Raw genomic sequence first — 19,714 nt, 5'->3', positions numbered from 1 at the left:
GCCCGGCCCTTCACGGCGTCCCGTACTCCCGCTGCGCCCGGGAAACCCCTGCCGCCCGCCGCCGCGCAACGACCGTCCACAACCCGAGGAACAACACGAGCACGGTCCCCGTGCCGATACCGCCGGCAGCCACCAGCTTCATGGTGTCGCCGCGCGCGGCCTCGTCCTCCGTCTCCCCGCTCTCCGCCGCGTCCTTGTCCCCTTCCGTGACGCTGAACGCGCCGGCGGGCTGAGGGGACCCCGCGTACTCGGGTCCGGCCTGCGCCGCTCCCCGTACCGCCACGCTCAGAGTCAGCCCGAGAGGCTCCTGGCCGAACTTCTCGGCGACCTCGGGGTCGAGGTGGACGGCCAGGTAGTACCAGCCGGCGAACCGCACCCCGTTCACCTGGTCGTCGCGGTCATAGCGGTTCTCGTACGCGACCGGAGGCAGCGGGTCCAGGGCGGTCGACTTCTGCTCGCCGTCGTACCCGGTGCCCGTATCGGCGACGTAGCCTCGCACCGGGTTGTACAGGGTCATGACGAGGGCGTTGCCCGCATATCCGTCGCCCCCGCTGGCGCTGCCCAGCTCGGCGGTGGCGAAGAGCTGCTGCCCCCAGTCCACCGGCACGCGGTAGAAGAGCGTCTCCCCGGCCTCGATCTCGTCCTTCCAGACGCCCTGCGCCACTCCGCGCGCCTCACTGAAACCGGCTCCGCCCTTACGGGGCTTCGGCTCAGCGTCGGGCGGCTGAGGTGAGGCGGAGTCCCAGACCTCGGGAGGCTCCATCTCACCGCTCTGCTTCACAGCGGGCTCGGATGCGTACTGAAGCTCGAGGTCCCAGTCCTCCGGGGTCGACCGGGAGATGCCGGTGCGCTCGACGAGCACGTAGTACGTGCCGGCCTCCTGGCAGGTGACCTCGCCGGGTTCGATATCGCGTGAGGCCCAGGCGGCGATGGGCCGCGTACTCTCGGCGGCGCCGAACCGCTCTTCACCGAACGAACAGGTGCGGCCATCGCTGTCCTGTACGGAGACCTTGATGCCGTCCGTGTTCACGACCTGCGCGGTCGCTTTGGGTACGGCGGTGACGGAGACGTAGGCGTTGGACGTGGCGTCGAGTTGAAGGCGGTAGTACAACTTGACTTCGTCGCGCGGGAGGGAGCTCCTGTACGTCGTGCCGGGCTGCAGCCTCTCGGCATCCGTATTGCTGGCGGTGCCCGCGACCTTCGTCGCATCGTCGTCGAAGGCATACGGATGCGGAGGAGCGCTAGCCGCCGAGGCGGGCACCACAGGAAATACGGCCGCTACGCAGAGCGAGCCCAGAGCGCCCAGCGCAGCTCCCGCAGCGACCAGCGACCTGCTGTAGCGCCGCCCCATCACGCACCACCCCTCGTCACCCATCGCCATTTGCATCAGCAAGCAAAAGATTCACTCAAGTGAAGCGGGTTGACCGAACCCGGCAGCACAAAGCCCCGGCCATCATGTGACCGGGGCCCGTGAAGAGACTGCCAGGGATACTCACGAACCCGTGGGCACGGAGTCAGTCGCCTCCGTCCACAGATCCTGCTCGGCGCGATCCGCCTGGATCTGGCGGTACACGAGGAGTCCGCCGATGGCGGCCAGTGCGACCAGGAGAAGCTTCTTCACCGCGCGACCTCGTCTTTCCTTGACGTAGGGGACCTCTGGCGCCCGACTATACACACCGACCGATATCGATCGGTGACCTGCGTCGGCCCTCAACTGCCGCCCGGAATCCAGCAGTCGAACCGGGCGGAGCCCCGCCGATCACCCTTTACATGCTGGTACTTTCACCGCTCTTGGGGACATTTCCATCCACATGCATCCATCCGGGTGGTGTTCATCCGAAGATCGATGCGCCATGGGCGTCGGTCCACCACTCTTCGCCCGTCATACACATCATGAGGAAAGTACGCAAATCGCCCGACCCGAATGGGAGAGATCATGGCCGCCAACAAGGTCGTCAACCTGTGGACCCTCATCATTTCCGCCTTCCTCGCGGTGCTCGCCGCACTCGGTTTCACCACGGCGGCCACCGCGGCCGCCCCCGTACAGCAGCCGACGGAATCCTGCAACGGCAAGGCGGACGCGACGGCACCGGCGCCCCGCGCGGTCCACTGGAGGCCGCCGCACGTCGGGGCCCTGCCGCCCACGATGAAGCAGCGCATCCACGCCGAGGCCCACGGCTCCTCACCCACCTGCCGCCGTCTGCCGGCCCTCGACGCCTCCGCGACAGGCACAGCGAATGTGGCAGAAGCCCCGACTCTCTGAAGCCCTCACAGGCACAGACGAATCGCAGGACAAGACATCGCGGCAGTACCCAATGCATCACCCAGTACTCACGGCATCACGTGGTACCCAACGCACCATGCAGCCCAAGGCACCATGCAGGACCCAAGGCACCACGTAGTAGCCAAGGCGCCATGCATGACCCAACGCACCACGTAGTAGCCAAGGCACCACCCAGTACTCAAGGCATCACGCGGTACTCAAGGCATCACGGCAGCAATGACTCATCCAGCTCCACGCGGTACGCGGCGCAGCTCGTACCCGCCCAAAGACTCTGAAGCGCTCCACCAGCAGAGCCCCGGCGTGCTCGATCTCCGCCGGTCCCCCGCCTTTCCCGCCTTCCGCCCAAGCCTCGTAGAACGCGACGCTCGTAGCACGCGCCGCATCGCAGCACGCGACGCAGCACAAGCCGTCCCGCGGTCCGAGGCAGAAGCCCGAAGCAGAGCCACACGGCAGACGACAACAGGACCACGAACGTCAAAGACCCCCAGTCGTGATCGACTGAGGGTCTTATCGGTGGTGGGGCTAACAGGACTTGAACCTGTGGCCTCTTCCTTATCAGGGAAGCGCTCTAACCGTCTGAGCTATAGCCCCGCGCGCTGCGCGCTGACCTCTGAAGATTAGCGCACGACGCGGCCAGTCCCAAAATCGGTAATCGGACGGCCTTACTCGTCCTCGGCGAGGGTCAGCTCGACACCGCCGACGAAGCCCGCGGAGAGGTTGTAGATGAAGGCGCCGAGCGTCGCCAGCGCCGTGGCGAGGACCACGTCGATCACCGCGATGATCGACGTGAACATCAGGACGTTCGGAAGCGAGAGGAACGCCTGCAGGTCGAAGCCGTTGGACTCGTTGGAGCCCGTCGCCTCGGCGATCGTGCCGCCCACCGTGGAGAAGACCCCCATGGCGTCCATGACCATCCACAGCACGGCTGCGGCAACGATTGTGCAGACGCCCAGCGCGATGGAGAGCATGAAGCTCACCTTCATCACCGACCACGGGTCGGCCTTGGCCACCCGCAGCCGTGCCTTGCGTGTACGCGGCATCGTCCGCGCCCCGGTCCGGGGCCGGCGGACGGCCTCGGTCGCAGGCGCGGGCGCCTGATACGCCTGCGGCGGCTGGTACGGCTGGGGAGGCTGCTGGTGGGCTTGGGGGGCCCCCTGCTCCCCCGGCAGCGGGCCGACGGGACCGCCGGCCTGGCCTGCCGCCCCGTCCGGGCCGGGCGCATATCCGTCGTACTGCTGAGTCCCCGGTCCTCGGGTATCCGTCACAGTTCCCCCCTGGGATCCATGAGAGTCATGGGAGTCTGCCGAGTCGGTGGCGGGGCCACGGGCGCCGTCCGCTCCGGTGTCGTTCGCTCCGGCGCTCGTGGCTCCGCTCACGCTGGCTCACTCCTCGTGCTACTCGGCCGTGGACTCCGTGCCCTCGTCCGTACCGACGGCCGCTGCGTTGCCGGCCGATTCGTCGACGGCGTCTGCGCCCTCGACCTCCTCGGCCTCACGACCGGCCTCGGCGTTACGTGCGATGCCGACCACGGCGTCGCGCTTGCCCAGGTTGATCAGTTGGACGCCCATGGTGTCACGGCCCGTCTCCCTGATCTCATTGACTCGCGTACGAATCACGCCGCCGCCCAGCGTGATGGCGAGGATCTCGTCGGTCTCCTCGACCACCAGCGCTCCGACGAGCGAACCGCGGTCCTCCACGATCTTGGCGGCCTTGATACCGAGGCCGCCACGGCCCTGGACGCGGTACTCGTCGACGACGGTCCGCTTCGCGTACCCACCGTCGGTGGCAGTGAACACGAACGTACCGGGACGGACAACATTCATCGAGAGCAGTTCGTCGCCCTCGCGGAAACTCATGCCCTTCACGCCCGAAGTGGCGCGGCCCATCGGGCGCAGCGCTTCGTCCGTTGCGGTGAACCTGATCGACTGGGCCTTCTTGCTGATGAGCAGCAGATCGTCCTCGGCCGACACCAGTTCGGCGCCGATCAGCTCGTCGTCCGAACCGTCCGCGGTCTCGCGGAGGTTGATGGCGATGACGCCGCCCGAGCGCGGGGAGTCGTAGTCCTTGAGGCTGGTCTTCTTGACGAGGCCGCCCTTGGTGGCGAGCACCAGATACGGCGCCGCTTCGTAGTCCCGGATGGCGAGGATCTGTGCGATCGTCTCGTCCGGCTGGAAGGCCAGCAGGTTCGCCACGTGCTGACCGCGCGCGTCGCGTCCGGCGTCCGGGAGTTCGTAGGCCTTGGCCCGGTATACGCGGCCCTTGTTGGTGAAGAACAGCAGCCAGTGGTGCGTGGTCGACACGAAGAAGTGGTCGACGATGTCGTCTTCCTTGAGCTTCGCGCCGCGGACACCCTTGCCGCCGCGCTTCTGGGCGCGGTAGTCGTCGGTCTTGGTGCGCTTGACGTAGCCGCCGCGGGTGACCGTGACGACGATGTCCTCCTCGGCGATCAGGTCCTCGATGGACATGTCACCGTCGAAGGGAATCAGCTTGGAGCGGCGGTCGTCGCCGTACTTCTCGACGATCGCGGTGAGCTCCTCGCTGATGATGCCGCGCTGGCGGATCGGCGAGGCCAGGATCGCGTTGTACTCGGTGATCTTCGCCTGGAGCTCGTCATGCTCCTGGACGATCTTCTGGCGCTCCAGGGCGGCCAGCCGGCGCAGCTGCATCTCGAGGATGGCGTTGGCCTGGATCTCGTCGATCTCCAGCAGGCCCATCAGGCCCTCGCGCGCGATCTCGACGGTGTCGCTGCGCCGGATGAGGGCGATGACCTCGTCGATCGCGTCGAGCGCCTTGAGCAGACCGCGCAGGATGTGGGCGCGCTCCTCGGCCTTGCGCAGCCGGAACCTCGTACGGCGGACGACGACCTCGATCTGGTGCGTCACCCAGTGGCGGATGAACGCGTCCAGCGAGAGCGTCCGCGGCACGCCGTCGACGAGCGCCAGCATGTTGGCGCCGAAGTTCGTCTGCAGGTCGGTGTGCTTGTAGAGGTTGTTCAGGACGACCTTGGCGACCGCGTCGCGCTTCAGCACGATGACCAGGCGCTGGCCCGTGCGGGAGCTCGTCTCGTCGCGGACGTCGGCGATGCCGCCGATCCTGCCGTCCTTGACGAGGTCGGCGATCTTCTGCGCGAGGTTGTCCGGGTTGACCTGGTACGGGAGCTCGGTGACCACCAGGCACTGGCGGCCCTGGATCTCCTCGACCTCGACGACCGCACGCATCGTGATGGAGCCGCGGCCGGTGCGGTACGCCTCCTCGATGCCCTTGCGGCCGACCACCAGGGCGCCGGTCGGGAAGTCGGGGCCCTTGATCCGCTCGATCAGCGCGTCGAGCAGCTCCTCGTGCGTGGCCTCCGGGTTCTCCAGGTACCACTGGGCGCCCGCCGCGACCTCGCGCAGGTTGTGCGGCGGGATGTTGGTGGCCATGCCGACCGCGATGCCCGCCGAGCCGTTGATCAGCAGGTTCGGGAAGCGGGACGGCAGGACGGTCGGCTCCTGGGAACGGCCGTCGTAGTTGTCCGTGAAGTCGACGGTCTCCTCGTCGATGTCGCGGACCATCTCCATGGACAGCGGCGCCATCTTGCACTCGGTGTAGCGCATGGCGGCCGCCGGGTCATTGCCCGGAGAGCCGAAGTTGCCGTTGGAGTCCACCAGCGGCATCCGCATCGACCACGGCTGCGCTAGGCGGACCAGCGCGTCGTAGATCGAGGAGTCACCGTGCGGGTGGTAGTTGCCCATGACGTCGCCGACGACGCGGGCGCACTTGTAGAAGCCGCGCTCGGGCCGGTACCCGCCGTCGTACATGGCGTACAGCACACGGCGGTGGACGGGCTTGAGGCCGTCCCGTACGTCGGGCAGCGCGCGCGACACGATCACGGACATCGCGTAGTCGAGATACGAGCGCTGCATCTCGGTCTCGAGCCCGACGGGCTCGACGCGGAGCGTCTGACCCTCGTCCTCGGGGATGCTCGGAATGTTCTCGTCGGCCATTGCTGGTGAAGATCCTTCCTGGTGCGGTCAGCGGTGACCGACTCAGATGTCGAGGAAGCGGACGTCCTTGGCGTTGCGCTGGATGAACTGGCGGCGCGCCTCGACGTCCTCGCCCATCAGGACCGAGAACAGGTCGTCGGCCTGGGCGGCGTCGTCGAGGGTGACCTGGCCGAGGACGCGGTGCTCCTGGTCCATCGTGGTGATGCGCAGCTCCTCGGCGTTCATCTCGCCGAGGCCCTTGAAGCGCTGGACCGAGTCGTCCCTGATGCGCTTGCCGTTCTGGCGGCCGAGCTCGATCAGCGCGTCGCGCTCGCGGTCCGAGTACGCGTACTCGAAGTCGTCCCTGCCCCACTTGATCTTGTACAGCGGGGGGCGCGACAGGAAGACGTGACCGGCCTCGACCAGGGGGCGCATGAAGCGGAACAGGAAGGTCAGCAGCAGCGTGTTGATGTGCTGGCCGTCGACGTCGGCGTCCGCCATCAGGATGATCTTGTGATAGCGGAGCTTCTCGATGTCGAAGTCCTCGTGGACTCCGGTGCCGAAGGCCGAGATCAGCGCCTGGATCTCCTGGTTCTGCAGGATCTTGTCGATCCGCGCCTTCTCGACGTTCAGGATCTTGCCGCGGATGGGCAGGATGGCCTGAACCTCGGGGTTCCGGCCGGACTTGGCCGAGCCGCCGGCGGAGTCACCCTCGACGATGAAGATCTCGCACTTGGTGGGGTCGTTCGACTGGCAGTCGCTGAGCTTGCCGGGCAGCGAGGCGCTCTCCAGCAGGCCCTTGCGGCGGGTGAGGTCGCGGGCCTTGCGGGCCGCCACGCGCGCGGTGGCCGCCTGGATGCCCTTGCGGACGATGTCCGCGGCCTCGTTGGGGTTGCGGTCAAGCCAGTCGTTGAGGTGCTCGTAGACGGCCTTCTGGACGAAGGTCTTCGCCTCGGTGTTGCCCAGCTTGGTCTTGGTCTGGCCCTCGAACTGCGGCTCGCTGAGCTTCACCGAGATGATCGCGGTCAGACCCTCGCGGATGTCGTCACCCGTGAGGTTGTCGTCCTTCTCGCGCAGCAGCTTCTTGTCGCGCGCGTACTTGTTGATCAGCGAGGTCAGCGCTGCACGGAAGCCCTCCTCGTGCGTACCGCCCTCGTGGGTGTGGATGATGTTGGCGAAGGAGTACACGCCCTCGGTGTAGCCGCTGTTCCACTGCATCGCGACCTCGAGGGACAGGCTCTTGTCCTTGTCCTCGCCCTCGAGGTCGATGATTGTGGGGTGCACCGCGTCTCCCTTGCGGGAGTTGAGGTACTTCACGAAGTCGACGATGCCGCCCTCGTAGTGGTACGTGACGGTCTTGACCTCGGCGGTCTCGTCCGCGCCCGCCTCGTCCGCCCCGGATGTGGCCTTCGCCGACTCGCGCTCGTCGGTGAGTTTGATCGTCAAACCCTTGTTGAGGAACGCCATCTCCTGGAAGCGCCGCGAGAGCGTCTCGAAGGAGTACTCGGTGGTCTCGAAGATGTCCGGGTCGGCCCAGAAGGTCACCGACGTGCCGGTCTCGTCCGTCGCCTCGTGCTTGTCGAGCGGGGCCGTCGGGACGCCCATCTTGTATTCCTGCGTCCAGCGGTGGCCGTCGGTCTTGACCTCGACGGAGACCTTGCTCGACAGGGCGTTCACGACGGAGACGCCGACACCGTGCAGACCGCCGGAGACCGCGTACCCGCCGCCGCCGAACTTGCCGCCCGCGTGCAGCACGGTCAGCACGACCTCGAGGGCCGGCTTGCCCTCGGAGGGGACGATGCCCACCGGGATGCCACGGCCGTTGTCGACGACTCGCACACCGCCGTCGGCGAGGATCGTCACGTCGATCGTGTCCGCGTGCCCGGCCAGGGCCTCGTCGACCGAGTTGTCGACGACCTCGTACACGAGGTGGTGGAGTCCGCGCTCACCGGTCGAGCCGATGTACATGCCGGGGCGCTTGCGGACCGCGTCCAGACCCTCGAGGACGGTGATGGCGCTGGCGTCGTACGACGAGCCTGCCTCGCCGGGGGCCACGTTGGGCACCCCGGCGGGCATCTCGCCGGACGCGCCGGCGGCAGTGGACGGAATGTTCTCGTTGGGGTTGCCGGAATCGGCCACGAAGCGCCCTTTCTGGCACAGCACAAGCCAAGCTCCCGGTGGCGGCCGGAGCGGCTGCGGCGTGATGCGGTGGTAAGCCTTGTTCAGCTCTTGCTCAGCTTTGCCCGTTCGGTCCCCGCAAGCGGGGCGGGATTCTCACCCAGTCTACCGGTAGCGCCGACGGTGATGGGGGTTTGCCGGTACCTGAGTCCGCATGTGCCGCCCTGAACCGGTCTCGGCCGACTCCCCATATGCGGAGCGGGGCTCCAAGAGGCTCACAGCGGCACTCAGCGCTTCGAGGTGTCAACCCCCCGCTACCGTCCGCCGGAAGTCAGCCGTATGTGTCGCCGGGGCCCGTGCTTCCGGGGGCGCGCAGGGGGCCGAAGCGACTGGCGGGGCCGCCGGGGCCGTGGACCTTGATGAGCTTCACGGTGCCGTGGCCGAGGTCCTCGTTGAGGCGCGCCACCAGCTGCGGAGCCAGCAGCCGAAGCTGTGTCGCCCAGGCCGTGGAGTCGCAGAGCACCGTCAGTACGCGCTCGTCCTCGTCGTATCGCTGCGGTACGCAGTGCCTGGCCAGGTCCGCGCCGACGATCTGCGGCCAGCGGCCCATGACACCGCCGACGGCGGCCGGGGTCTCCCAGCCGCGCTCGGTGATCAGCCGGTTGATGGCGGCGCCCAGCGCCATCGGGTCGCGGCCGTCGGCCCGCGCGCCGGAGCGCAGACCGCCCCTTCGGGCCTGCTTCTTCTGCTGTGCTGCGGCACCACGCGCGCGTGCCTGTTCCTTCGCCGCGCGCAGGGCGACGCGGGCGAGGTCCACGCCGCTGGGTTCGGGGACCTTGGGGCCGGGCTCCGCGGGCCGCTCCTCGGGGACCCCGCCCGCACCACCAGATGTGATATCGCTCATACGCGCTCCACGGTGCCCTCGGACACCACGAACCGTGCGCCCGTCAGTACGTCCGGTACGTCGTCGTCGACCGCGGCCGTGACCAGCACCTGCTCGCCCGGGGCGACGAGCTCCGCGAGCCGTTCGCGGCGCCGGGCGTCCAGCTCGGCGAACACGTCGTCGAGAACGAGCACCGGCTCAGCGCCTTCGGCCCGCAGCAGGTCGTACGAGGCGAGGCGCAGGGCCAGCGCGAACGACCAGGATTCGCCGTGACTCGCGTATCCCTTCGCGGGCAGCTGGCCAAGTTTGAGCAGTAGATCGTCCCTGTGAGGGCCCACCAGGGTCACGCCCCGCTCGATCTCCTGCTTGCGCACCTCGGCGAGCGCGGCCATCAGCTGTTCGTACAGCTCCTCGCGCGTGTGGCCCTCGCCGGGCGCGGACGGCTTGTACTCCAGCGCGACCGGTCCGCCGCCGGGTGCCAACTGCTCGTACGCCTTGTCGGCCAGGGGCTGCAGCGCGGCTATCAGGTCCAGCCGCTGGGCGAGCAGCTCGGCGCCCGCGCGCGCGAGGTGCTGGTCCCATACGTCGAGTGTGGACAGGTCCATGGAACGGCCGCCGTGCCGGCGGGCAAGCGCGGCCGACTTGAGGAGGGTGTTGCGCTGCTTGAGGACGCGGTCGTAGTCAGAGCGCACCCCGGCCATGCGCGGGGCGCGCGCGGTGATCAGCTCGTCGAGGAAGCGCCGGCGCTCTCCGGGATCGCCCTTGACGAGCGCCAGGTCCTCGGGCGCGAACAGCACCGTTCGTACGATGCCCAGCACATCGCGCGGTCTGACCTGCGAGGATCTATTGATCCGGGCGCGGTTCGCCCTGCCCGGGTTGAGCTCGAGCTCGACCAGCTGCTGGCGCTCACCCTGCCGTACGGCGGCCCGGATGATCGCGCGCTCGGCTCCCATGCGTACCAGCGGGGCGTCCGAGGAGACGCGGTGGCTGCCGAGCGTCGCCAGATAGCCGACGGCTTCGACGAGGTTCGTCTTGCCCTGCCCGTTCGGGCCTACGAAAGCGGTGACGCCCGGGTCGAGCGGGACCTCGACCCGGGCGTACGAGCGGAAGTCGGCCAGCGACAGATGCGTGACGTGCATGGTCGTTCGCCGACCTCCCCCAGGGTGTTTCGGGTGTTGCTTGGTAGTGCTTACGCCTTCTCGACCGCGTGGCCGCCGAACTGGTTGCGCAGGGCCGCGATCATCTTCATCTGCGGGGAGTCGTCCTGGCGCGAGGCGAAGCGGGCGAACAGCGACGCGGTGATCGCCGGCAGCGGGACCGCGTTGTCGATGGCGGCCTCAACCGTCCACCGGCCCTCGCCGGAGTCCTGCGCATAGCCCTTGAGCTGCTCGAGGTGCTCGTCCTCGTCGAGGGCGTTGACCGCGAGGTCCAGCAGCCAGGAGCGGATGACCGTGCCCTCCTGCCAGGACCGGAAAACCTCGCGGACGTCGGTGACCGAGTCCACAGCCTCCAGCAGCTCCCAGCCCTCGGCGTAGGCCTGCATCATCGCGTACTCGATGCCGTTGTGGACCATCTTCGCGAAGTGACCGGCGCCCACCTTGCCCGCGTGCACCGAGCCGAAGTCGCCCTCCGGCTTCAGGGCGTCGAAGATCGGCTGCACCTTGGCGACGTTCTCCTTGTCGCCGCCGTACATCAGCGCATAGCCGTTCTCCAGGCCCCAGACACCGCCGGAGACGCCGCAGTCGACGAAGCCGATGCCCTTGATGCCCAGCTCGACGGCGTGCCTCTCGTCGTCCGTCCAGCGGGAGTTGCCGCCGTCCACGACGACATCGCCGGGGCTCAGCAGCTCGGCGAGCTCGTCGATGGTGGACTGGGTCGCGGCACCGGCCGGGACCATCACCCACACCACACGCGGGCCCTTGAGCTTGCCCACAAGCTCTTCGAGGCTGTGGACATCGGCGAGGTCCGGGTTGCGGTCGTATCCGACGACGGTGTGACCTGCGCGGCGGATCCGCTCGCGCATGTTGCCGCCCATCTTGCCGAGGCCGACGAGACCGAGCTCCATCAGTGGTGTTCCTTCACTTAGCGAGGTGGCTTTCCGGCACTTTCGTACCCGCGTCCGAGCCTACGCCCGGACTTGCGTGCACACCTGTGGGCTCAGCCGCTCAACCGATCCCACCTGCGGTGATGCCCGCCCGTGGTGATCAGCCCGAGAGCCGGACCGGCATGATCAGGTACTTGTACGCCTCGTCCGCCTCGGCGTCCACGGCGGGCTTGCCGCTGAGCAGCGCCGGCTTGGTCGACGTCGTGAAGGAGAGCTGGGCCACCGGGGAGTCGATGGCGCTCAGGCCGTCCAGCAGGAACGTCGGGTTGAAGGCGATCGAGATGTCGTCACCCTCCAGCTGGGCGTCAACCCTTTCCACAGCCTGTGCATCGTCGCTGGAACCGGCCTCCAGGGTGAGGACACCCTGCTCGAAGCTGAGCCGCACCGGAGTGTTCCGCTCGGCCACCAGAGCCACACGCTTGACGGCCTCGACGAACGGGCCGGTCTCGATGACCGCGACCGAGTTGAACTCCGTCGGGAAGAGCGTGCGGTACTTGGGCAGGTCGCCTTCCAGCAGCCGCGTCGTCGTACGCCGCCCGGCGCCCTCGAAACCGATCAGGCCCTCGCCGGCACCAGAGCCCGACAGCGCCAGCGTCACGCTGTCGCCGCTGGTCAGCGCCTTGGCCGTGTCGAGAAGCGTCTTGGCCGGGACCAGGGCAACCGCGGAGGCGTCCGGGTTCTCCGGCTTCCACAGGAACTCGCGGACCGCGAAGCGGTAGCGGTCGGTGGAGGCCAGCGTGACCGTGTCGCCCTCGATCTCGATGCGCACACCGGTCAGGACAGGGAGCGTGTCGTCACGGCCGGCGGCGATGGCCACCTGGGCGGCCGCGGAGGCGAAGACCTCGCCGGGGACCGTGCCCGTGGCGTTCGGCATCTGCGGCAGCGCCGGGTACTCCTCCACAGGCAGTGTGTGGAGTGTGAACCGGGAGGAGCCGCAGACCACGGTCGCCCGTACACCGTCTGTGGAAATCTCCACCGGGCGGTTGGGGAGGGCGCGGGAGATGTCGGCGAGGAGCCGGCCGGAGACGAGCACGGTGCCCTCCTCCTCGACCTCCGCCTCCACGGAGACGCGCGCCGACACCTCGTAGTCGAAGCTCGACAGGCTCAGTACGCCGTCCTCGGCCTTCAGCAGAAGGCCCGCGAGGACGGGCGCAGGCGGACGGGCCGGAAGGCTGCGCGCCGCCCAGGCCACTGCCTCCGCGAGTACGTCGCGTTCCACCCGGATCTTCACCGTAAGCCGCCTCCTGCTGTTGCCGGCGCTCTCGCCTGCTCACTTCGTCGTCTGGCTCGGTGTCGCTAGGCCCTCGGGAGGGAAGGACACCGGGAGACCAGTCTGACGCACGGCACTGACAGCTGGTGCCCCTCAGGGTCAAGTCGTACCGGGCGGCACCGGAGCACCGGACCGCGAGTTGTGCACAGGCCCCCCTTCGAGGCAATTTCCCCGGTCTATCTAGTCAGGGGTAGTAGTAGGGCCTGTGGAAACCGTGGATAACCGCGAGTGCGCAGGTCAGAGCCGGTTTTTTGTCCACCGGGCCTGTGGGCGCGAGCGGTGGACAACCGGGCGCGGCTGTGGACGGGGAAAAGTTCTGCACACCCGATGCACAGGACCAGGCCACTTCTCCCCAACGCCGTCCCCAGCTTTACCCACGTTCCCCACAGCCCAATCCGGCATCTTGGTGTGACGCCTTTCACTCGCGCCGGTGAGAGCGTGCGTTTCGTTGCCGAACAGTGGACAGGCATGTGGAGAAGCTGGGGACAACGCCCTCGTTCCTGTGGGCCGCCGGTGGACAACGCCCGGTTCCCCCTGTGGATCATTTTTCTGTCCACAGTCTGTGGAGACCGTTCATCCACGGATCCACAGGCGCCTGGCCTCGGTAGATGGTCTCTCATCGGGCCCCGCTGTGGACACGATCTGGACAACTCGGCAGTCCCCAGGGTGTGGAGGAGGGAAACCCCTCGTTTCTGTGGAGAAGGGGCGAGCCGGGCCTTGTAATCGAACAGCCGGATAACCCTCGGCGGCCGCCCGGGAGCCGCGTCGCAGCCGCAGAACGACGAAGGGCGCCCCGGGAACCTGTCCCTGGACGCCCTGCACGCGCGCGTGCGCGCTGCCGTCAGCCGTTCTCGAATGTGCGGTCAGCCGCTCCTGCGCATGCTGTCAGTGGCTGCCTCCCGCGCGAGCCGTCAGCCGTTCTTGATGCGGTTCGTGAGCTCGGTGACCTGGTTGTAGATGGAGCGGCGCTCGGCCATCAGCGCGCGGATCTTGCGGTCCGCGTGCATCACCGTCGTATGGTCCCGGCCGCCGAACTGCGCGCCGATCTTCGGCAGCGACAGATCGGTGAGCTCGCGGCAGAGGTACATCGCGATCTGGCGGGCCGTCACGAGAACGCGGCTCCGCGAGGATCCGCACAGGTCCTCGACCGTCAGCCCGAAGTAGTCGGCGGTCGCGGCCATGATGGCGGTCGCCGTGATCTCCGGCGCCGAGTCCTCACCCCCGGGGATCAGGTCCTTGAGGACGATCTCCGTCAGGCCGAGGTCCACAGGCTGGCGGTTGAGGGACGCGAAGGCCGTCACCCGGATCAGCGCGCCCTCGAGCTCGCGGATGTTGCGCGAGATACGGGAGGCGATGAACTCCAGCACCTCCGGCGGGGCGTTGAGCTGCTCCTGCACCGCCTTCTTACGGAGGATCGCGATACGCGTCTCCAGCTCGGGCGGCTGGACATCGGTGATCAGGCCCCACTCGAAGCGGTTGCGCAGCCGGTCCTCCAGGGTCACCAGCTGCTTGGGCGGCCGGTCCGAGGACAGCACGATCTGCTTGTTCGCGTTGTGGAGCGTGTTGAAGGTGTGGAAGAACTCCTCCTGCGTCGACTCCTTCTCCGCGAGGAACTGGATGTCGTCGACGAGCAGGATGTCCATCTCGCGGTAGCGCTTGCGGAAGCTGTCGCCCTTGCCGTCGCGGATGGAGTTGATGAACTCGTTGGTGAACTCCTCGGAGCTCACGTAGCGCACGCGCGTGCCCGGGTAGAGGCTGCGGGCGTAGTGCCCGATCGCATGCAGCAGATGCGTTTTGCCGAGCCCCGAATCCCCGTAGATGAAGAGGGGGTTGTACGCCTTGGCGGGTGCCTCGGCGACGGCGACGGCTGCCGCGTGCGCGAAGCGGTTCGAGGCGCCGATCACGAACGTGTCGAACAGGTACTTGGGGTTCAGGCGGGCGGTAGGCTCGCCGGGACCCGTCGCGGGAGCCGGCTGTGCGGCCAACGGGCCGGGTGCGCCGCTCGGTGCCGGCAGCGCGGAGCCGACGGGACCGCCGCCGTGCATGCCGTGCACCCCCGGCCCTGTGCGGCCACCGTGCCCAGCCGGTCCCGACGGCCTGTCGGGAAGATCGCGGCGGGCACGCTGCTCGTACTCGGAACGCTGCTGCTCGTACTGAGGGCGGTCCGGGTCGTACTGCGAACGTTCCGAGTCGTACTGCGAGCGCTCTGTCTCGTAGCGCTGGCGGTCCGATTCGTACGGTGAACGGTCGTCGTAGGAGGAGCGGTCCGGCTCATACGGAGAGCGGTCTCCGGACTGCGACCGGTAGTCGTGCTGTGGTGCTGACGACGGCGTCGCATACGGGTCGCGGTCCGGGAAGCCGAGCCGTGGCTGCTGCCAGCTGTACTCGTCCTGGGCCGGGCGCGGCCAGGCACCCGGCTCGGGCCGCTGGTAGTCGCCCGGGTAGGCAGGGCGGACCGTCGGGAGCTGGTCCGGGCGCGAGCCCGGCAGCTGATCGCGGTGGCCTCCCGTGTGCTCGCCGGCGGGAGGCCGGCCGTATCCCTCGTACGTCTCGCGGCCCTGGCCAGAGGCGGAGGGAAGCTCGGGCTCCTCGTAGCGCTGCGAGGAGGGTCCGCCCGCTCGTGCCGAGTCCGGGGACGGCGGCACCGGTGGGGCCGGGGGCTCGCCGGCGGAGTCGTCGACCGTGATCGCGATACGGATGGGGCGGCCGCACTCGCGGCTCAGCGTCTCGCTGACGACGGGCGCGAGCCGGCCTTCGAGAACGCCCTTGGCGAATTCGTTCGGCACGGCGAGCAGCGCGGTGTCGGCCACGAGTGCCAGCGGCTGACACCGTCTGATCCAGTGCTCGTCCTTCGCCTCGACGCCCTGACCGCGGCCCTCCCCGAGGAGCTGTTCCAGTACTCGTGGCCACACTGCGGCAAGATCGGCAGGTACGTCAGCCACAGGGCACGCTCTCTCACGGGTCCCACGAACGTGTGGTTCTCGGGACGGGTCGGGATGGGTCCGGATGTAAACCGGGAGGGGCAGGGGAAGGGGAACGAATCGGAGTCCAGCCACGGTAGTCAGGGCGACCGGTACGGTTCAAGTTGTTGTCCCCAGCCTGTGGATAGTGTCCCTCAGGCGCCGCTGGTTTGACCGGATGGCGTAGCCCCGCGTACCGTAACCAGGTCGAGTTGTCGATGGCTGCTGCCGCCTGCCTCCGATGGGCATAGATCACGATCAGTGATCGGGAAGCGGTGCACTCGGGCGTATTGCGAGCTACTCGTGGGCGCACGGTGACAGCCAGCCGACACCCCGCCAGCCACCCAATCATTTCTGGAGCCCCCGAGTGAGCAAGCGCACCTTCCAGCCGAACAACCGTCGTCGCGCGAAGACCCACGGCTTCCGCCTGCGGATGCGCACCCGCGCCGGCCGCGCGATTCTCGCGAACCGCCGCAGCAAGGGTCGCGCCAGCCTGTCCGCCTGATCACACAGGTCATGACGTCGTGCTGCCTTCCGAGCATCGGCTGAGGCGGCGCGAGGACTTCGCGACCGCGGTACGCCGAGGACGCCGGGCCGGACGCCCGCTTCTCGTCGTCCATCTACGCAGCGGTGCAACGGACCCGCACGCGCCTGGGGAGAGCGTCTCCCTGTCGCGTGCGGGTTTCGTCGTGAGCAAGGCAGTGGGTGGTGCGGTCGTACGCAACACGGTGAAGCGCAGACTTCGCCATCTGATGCGTGATCGGTTGCCTCAGCTGCCCCCCGGTAGCCTGGTAGTCGTACGAGCGCTGCCCGGTGCGGGTGACGCCGACCACGCACAGCTGGCCCGAGACCTGGATGCCGCCCTTCAACGACTGCTGGGAGGGGGCGCGCGATGAAGTACCCGCTGCTGGCTCTCATCAAGCTCTACCAGTGGACGATCAGTCCGCTGCTGGGGCCGGTGTGCAAGTACTACCCGTCGTGTTCCCACTACGGCTACCAGGCCATCGACCGGCACGGTGCGATCAAGGGAACGGCACTCACCGCCTGGCGCATCCTCCGGTGCAATCCGTGGTCGCTCGGCGGTGTCGACCATGTTCCTCCGCGTAAGCGTCCGCGGTGGCACGAAATGCTGCGGAACGCATGGCGCGAACGCAAGGGCGGGACCTCCGCCGAGGGCGTGCCTTCCAGGGAAAGCCGTCCTGACCCCTCGAGCCCGGCCGCCGAGACCCCGTCCCATGCTCAAGGAGCCTGATTAGTGGACACGATTGCCAGTCTTTTCAGCTTTATCACGACACCAGTTTCGTGGATCATCGTCCAGTTCCACTCGCTGTACGGGGCGCTCTTCGGCCCTGACACGGGCTGGGCCTGGGGCCTGTCCATCGTGTCCCTCGTGATCCTGATCCGCATCTGCCTGATCCCGCTTTTCGTGAAGCAGATCAAGGCGACCCGGGCCATGCAGACGCTCCAGCCCGAGATGAAGAAGATCCAGGAGCGCTACAAGAACGACAAGCAGCGTCAGTCCGAAGAGATGATGAAGCTGTACAAGGAGACGGGCACCAACCCGCTCTCCTCGTGCCTTCCCATCCTGGCGCAGTCGCCGTTCTTCTTCGCGCTGTACCACGTGCTCAACAGCATCGCGAACAACGACACCGTCGGCGTGATCAACGAGCGTCTTCTGCAGAGCGCGCAGCAGGCGCACATTTTCGGGGCCCCGCTGGCCGCGAAGTTCACCGACAGCGCCGCGGACGTCACGGCGCTCGACGCCTCACTGACCAGCGTCCGGATCGTCACCGCGATCATGATCGTTCTGATGTCGGCGTCGCAGTTCTACACACAGCGCCAGCTGATGACGAAGAACGTCGACACCACGGTGAAGACGCCGTTCATGCAGCAGCAGAAGATGCTGATGTACGTCTTCCCCATCATGTTCGCCGTCTTCGGTATCAACTTCCCGGTCGGTGTCCTCGTCTACTGGCTGACCACGAACGTGTGGACCATGGGCCAGCAGATGTACGTCATCCGCCAGAACCCGACTCCGGGCAGCAAGGCCCAGGGCGCGTACCTGGAGCGTCTGCTGAAGCACGTCACGCACGCCGACAAGGTCCGTACCCGTCGCGACCGCGCCGCGGTGAAGGCGATCGTCGCCAAGGGGCGCGACCGCAACGAATACGAGCGCAAGTTCATCAACGGCCTGAACAAGGCGGGCCTTGCCGCCCAGGCCGACGGCACCGTGGTGGTGAGCGAGACCACGGTGGCCGCGGAGCCGGGCGACGGCGCTCCTGCAGGCGCCGTTCCGAAGCGTCAGCAGCCCAAGCGCCAGTCCAAGGCGCAGCGCCATGCCGCCGGGTCCCAGGCGGCCCCCAAGACGGCGGCTGAGGCCGCCCCCAAGGCGTCGCTGGAGAAGAAGGACGAGCCTCAGGACGCCACTCCCCAGGACAAGCCGGCGGGCAGCCAGTCCGGCGCCGGTACCGCACGCCAAGCCAAGTCCGGACAGCGCAGGGGCCAGCAGCGGCCCAAGCACCCGTCCAAGAAGTAAGGAGTCCCTCCCGTGACGGAAGGCACCACCTCCGCCGCTCCTGAGGGTGGCGACACCCTGACCCGCCTTGAGCAGGAGGGTGAGATCGCGGCGGACTACCTCGAGGGTCTGCTGGACATCGCCGACCTCGACGGCGACATCGACATGGACGTCGAGGCCGACCGGGCCGCTGTCTCGATCGTCAGCGACACGGGCAGCCGTGACCTGCAGAAACTGGTCGGCCGCGACGGCGAGGTGCTCGAGGCTCTGCAGGAGCTGACCCGCCTCGCGGTGCACCGCGAGACCGGCGACCGCAGCCGGCTGATGCTGGACATCGCCGGCTACCGCGCGAAGAAGCGTGAGGAGCTCTCCGAGCTGGGCGCCAAGGCCGCCGCCGAGGTCAAGAACACCGGCGAAGCGGTGAAGCTCAAGCCGATGACTCCCTTCGAGCGCAAGGTCGTGCACGATGCGGTCAAGGCCGCCGGACTGCGCAGCGAGTCGGAAGGCGAGGAGCCTCAGCGCTTCGTCGTCGTGCTCCCTGCCTGATCGGCACCTTGTCGTCCCGGCCCCGTCTGTTCGCAGGCGGGGCCGGTCTTTGTCAGCCTGATAGTCAGCATCCATTTCGGTAGCGCGGTACGGAAGGACGGTCCCCGTGACGGAGGCAGCGGAGCTTCCCCCGGCTCCGGAGCAGGCCCGGGCGGTATTCGGCGATCGCTTCGCGGACGCAGTGCGGTACGCGGAGCTGCTGGCCGATGTGGGAGTGCAGCGCGGTCTCATCGGTCCTCGCGAAGTCCCCCGGCTGTGGGAGCGGCACCTGCTGAATTGTGCCGTGCTCTCCGAGGTCGTACCCGAGGGCGTGACGGTCTGCGACGTGGGTTCCGGCGCAGGGCTTCCCGGTATCCCGCTGGCCCTCGTGAGGCCCGACCTGAAGATCACGCTTCTGGAGCCGTTGCTGCGGCGCACGAACTTTCTCACCGAAGTGGTCGAACTGCTCGGCCTCGACCATGTGACGGTCGTGCGTGGCCGCGCCGAGGAGGTTCTCGGCAAGCTGCCGCCTGTCCATGTGGTCACGGCACGGGCTGTGGCCCCCCTGGACCGGTTGGCGGCATGGGGCGTCCCTCTGCTGCGTCCGTACGGCGAGATGCTTGCTCTCAAGGGCGACACCGCCGAGGAAGAGGTCAAGAGCGCAGGGGCTGCCCTGAGCAAGCTCGGTGCGGTCGACGTTTCGGTCCTGCACGTTGGGGACGGAGTCGTGGACCCGCCCTCCACGGTGGTGCGCGTCGAGGTCGGGGAGAGTCCGGGTGGCGTACGGTTCGCCGCCAAGCGGGCCAAGGCCGCACGGACAGGGCGGTCTCGGCGCCGTCGCTGATCCGTCCTCACGATCACCCCGTACTCCACACAAGCTGCCAAACCGACGCAAGTCGGAGTGTCGTGCGAGCCCGGCCAGGGGCCGCTATGCATCGTGTTTCACGTGAAACGTCGCTCACTGCTGCATGGCATCATCAGTCGCGGCCGCGCTGCCGCCGAACCGCGCGACCGTCGGCCTCTCGGTTCCCTCGGAGGGGGCACGGGGTTTTCCACAGAGGTGGAATCGTCCACAGAAGACCGGGCCTCG

The 19,714-nt window shown here is 68.0% G+C and carries 17 protein-coding genes and 1 tRNA gene; 7 read left to right on the top strand and 11 right to left on the bottom strand.

Annotated elements, in window-relative coordinates; translation table 11 throughout:
* Nucleotides 1–10: 10 nt before the first annotated feature.
* Both ACSMXV_RS21950 and ACSMXV_RS21945 read right to left on the bottom strand, forming a co-directional pair.
* Entirely contained in the window at nt 11–1,375 is a 1,365-nt protein-coding gene (locus ACSMXV_RS21950) for a hypothetical protein (RefSeq protein ID WP_473173026.1), read from the bottom strand.
* A gap of 117 nt (nt 1,376–1,492) precedes the next feature.
* On the bottom strand, nt 1,493–1,621 hold the full coding sequence (locus ACSMXV_RS21945) for a DLW-39 family protein (protein WP_003999697.1): 129 nt from the start codon (nt 1,619–1,621) through the stop codon (nt 1,493–1,495).
* Between the two features lie 315 nt (nt 1,622–1,936).
* Here ACSMXV_RS21945 and ACSMXV_RS21940 point away from each other — a divergent pair, with 315 nt between their 5' ends.
* Nucleotides 1,937–2,263: a DUF6344 domain-containing protein gene (locus ACSMXV_RS21940; protein ID WP_473173025.1), complete on the top strand. Its 327-nt coding sequence runs from the start codon at nt 1,937–1,939 to the stop codon at nt 2,261–2,263.
* Nucleotides 2,264–2,798: 535 nt separating this feature from the next.
* Here the strand turns inward: ACSMXV_RS21940 and ACSMXV_RS21935 are convergent.
* The 9 genes from ACSMXV_RS21935 to dnaA all read right to left on the bottom strand — a co-directional run bounded on the left by ACSMXV_RS21935 (nt 2,799) and on the right by dnaA (nt 15,566).
* A tRNA-Ile gene (locus ACSMXV_RS21935) sits at nt 2,799–2,875 on the bottom strand.
* Nucleotides 2,876–2,946: 71 nt separating this feature from the next.
* Nucleotides 2,947–3,660 (bottom strand): DUF3566 domain-containing protein, encoded by a 714-nt coding sequence (locus tag ACSMXV_RS21930; protein ID WP_473173024.1) that lies wholly within the window; start codon nt 3,658–3,660, stop codon nt 2,947–2,949.
* Nucleotides 3,661–3,678: 18 nt separating this feature from the next.
* On the bottom strand, nt 3,679–6,270 hold the full coding sequence (gyrA, locus tag ACSMXV_RS21925; protein ID WP_473173023.1) for a DNA gyrase subunit A: 2,592 nt from the start codon (nt 6,268–6,270) through the stop codon (nt 3,679–3,681).
* Nucleotides 6,271–6,312: 42 nt separating this feature from the next.
* Complete coding sequence (gene gyrB, locus ACSMXV_RS21920) at nt 6,313–8,412, bottom strand: DNA topoisomerase (ATP-hydrolyzing) subunit B (RefSeq protein WP_473173022.1); 2,100 nt, start codon at nt 8,410–8,412, stop codon at nt 6,313–6,315.
* Between the two features lie 286 nt (nt 8,413–8,698).
* Nucleotides 8,699–9,271 (bottom strand): DciA family protein, encoded by a 573-nt coding sequence (locus tag ACSMXV_RS21915; RefSeq protein WP_473173021.1) that lies wholly within the window; start codon nt 9,269–9,271, stop codon nt 8,699–8,701.
* A complete protein-coding gene (gene recF, locus ACSMXV_RS21910) occupies nt 9,268–10,389 on the bottom strand; it encodes a DNA replication/repair protein RecF (RefSeq protein ID WP_473173020.1) in 1,122 nt (373 codons plus the stop codon). Before recF ends, ACSMXV_RS21915 begins: the two co-directional genes overlap by 4 nt.
* Before the next feature lie 50 nt (nt 10,390–10,439).
* Complete coding sequence (gene gnd / locus ACSMXV_RS21905) at nt 10,440–11,315, bottom strand: phosphogluconate dehydrogenase (NAD(+)-dependent, decarboxylating) (RefSeq protein WP_473173019.1); 876 nt, start codon at nt 11,313–11,315, stop codon at nt 10,440–10,442.
* Between the two features lie 139 nt (nt 11,316–11,454).
* Nucleotides 11,455–12,585, bottom strand: a complete 1,131-nt coding sequence (dnaN, locus tag ACSMXV_RS21900) for a DNA polymerase III subunit beta (protein ID WP_473173018.1) — start codon at nt 12,583–12,585, stop codon at nt 11,455–11,457.
* 950 nt (nt 12,586–13,535) lie between these two features.
* On the bottom strand, nt 13,536–15,566 hold the full coding sequence (gene dnaA, locus ACSMXV_RS21895) for a chromosomal replication initiator protein DnaA (RefSeq protein WP_473173017.1): 2,031 nt from the start codon (nt 15,564–15,566) through the stop codon (nt 13,536–13,538).
* Nucleotides 15,567–15,951: 385 nt separating this feature from the next.
* Between dnaA and rpmH the strand changes: the two genes are divergently transcribed.
* The 6 genes from rpmH to rsmG all read left to right on the top strand — a co-directional run bounded on the left by rpmH (nt 15,952) and on the right by rsmG (nt 19,468).
* Complete coding sequence (rpmH, locus tag ACSMXV_RS21890; protein ID WP_005482975.1) at nt 15,952–16,089, top strand: 50S ribosomal protein L34; 138 nt, start codon at nt 15,952–15,954, stop codon at nt 16,087–16,089.
* A 19-nt stretch (nt 16,090–16,108) separates the two neighbouring features.
* Nucleotides 16,109–16,480 carry a ribonuclease P protein component gene (gene rnpA / locus ACSMXV_RS21885; protein WP_473173016.1) on the top strand — a complete coding sequence of 124 codons (372 nt, stop codon included), beginning with the start codon at nt 16,109–16,111 and terminating at the stop codon, nt 16,478–16,480.
* Entirely contained in the window at nt 16,477–16,836 is a 360-nt protein-coding gene (gene yidD / locus ACSMXV_RS21880) for a membrane protein insertion efficiency factor YidD (protein ID WP_473173015.1), read from the top strand. Before rnpA ends, yidD begins: the two co-directional genes overlap by 4 nt.
* A gap of 3 nt (nt 16,837–16,839) precedes the next feature.
* Nucleotides 16,840–18,120, top strand: a complete 1,281-nt coding sequence (gene yidC, locus ACSMXV_RS21875; RefSeq protein WP_473173014.1) for a membrane protein insertase YidC — start codon at nt 16,840–16,842, stop codon at nt 18,118–18,120.
* Between the two features lie 12 nt (nt 18,121–18,132).
* Nucleotides 18,133–18,645, top strand: coding sequence for a Jag family protein (locus ACSMXV_RS21870; RefSeq protein WP_181864680.1), 513 nt, complete (start codon nt 18,133–18,135; stop codon nt 18,643–18,645).
* A 106-nt stretch (nt 18,646–18,751) separates the two neighbouring features.
* Entirely contained in the window at nt 18,752–19,468 is a 717-nt protein-coding gene (gene rsmG, locus ACSMXV_RS21865) for a 16S rRNA (guanine(527)-N(7))-methyltransferase RsmG (protein ID WP_473173013.1), read from the top strand.
* Nucleotides 19,469–19,714 lie beyond the last annotated feature (246 nt).

Source organism: Streptomyces sp. DSM 42067 (assembly GCF_055792885.1).
This window is presented reverse-complemented; position numbering and strand designations above follow the sequence as displayed.

Excerpts from the sequence above, each read along its gene's own strand:
- gnd (WP_473173019.1), bottom strand. The coding sequence starts at position 11,315 with ATGGAGCTCGGTCTCGTCGGCCTCGGCAAGATGGGCGGCAACATGCGC.
- ACSMXV_RS21950 (WP_473173026.1), bottom strand. The coding sequence starts at position 1,375 with ATGGGTGACGAGGGGTGGTGCGTGATGGGGCGGCGCTACAGCAGGTCG.
- ACSMXV_RS21915 (WP_473173021.1), bottom strand. The coding sequence starts at position 9,271 with ATGAGCGATATCACATCTGGTGGTGCGGGCGGGGTCCCCGAGGAGCGG.
- gyrA (WP_473173023.1), bottom strand. The coding sequence starts at position 6,270 with ATGGCCGACGAGAACATTCCGAGCATCCCCGAGGACGAGGGTCAGACG.
- recF (WP_473173020.1), bottom strand. The coding sequence starts at position 10,389 with ATGCACGTCACGCATCTGTCGCTGGCCGACTTCCGCTCGTACGCCCGG.
- yidD (WP_473173015.1), top strand. The coding sequence starts at position 16,477 with ATGAAGTACCCGCTGCTGGCTCTCATCAAGCTCTACCAGTGGACGATC.
- ACSMXV_RS21940 (WP_473173025.1), top strand. The coding sequence starts at position 1,937 with ATGGCCGCCAACAAGGTCGTCAACCTGTGGACCCTCATCATTTCCGCC.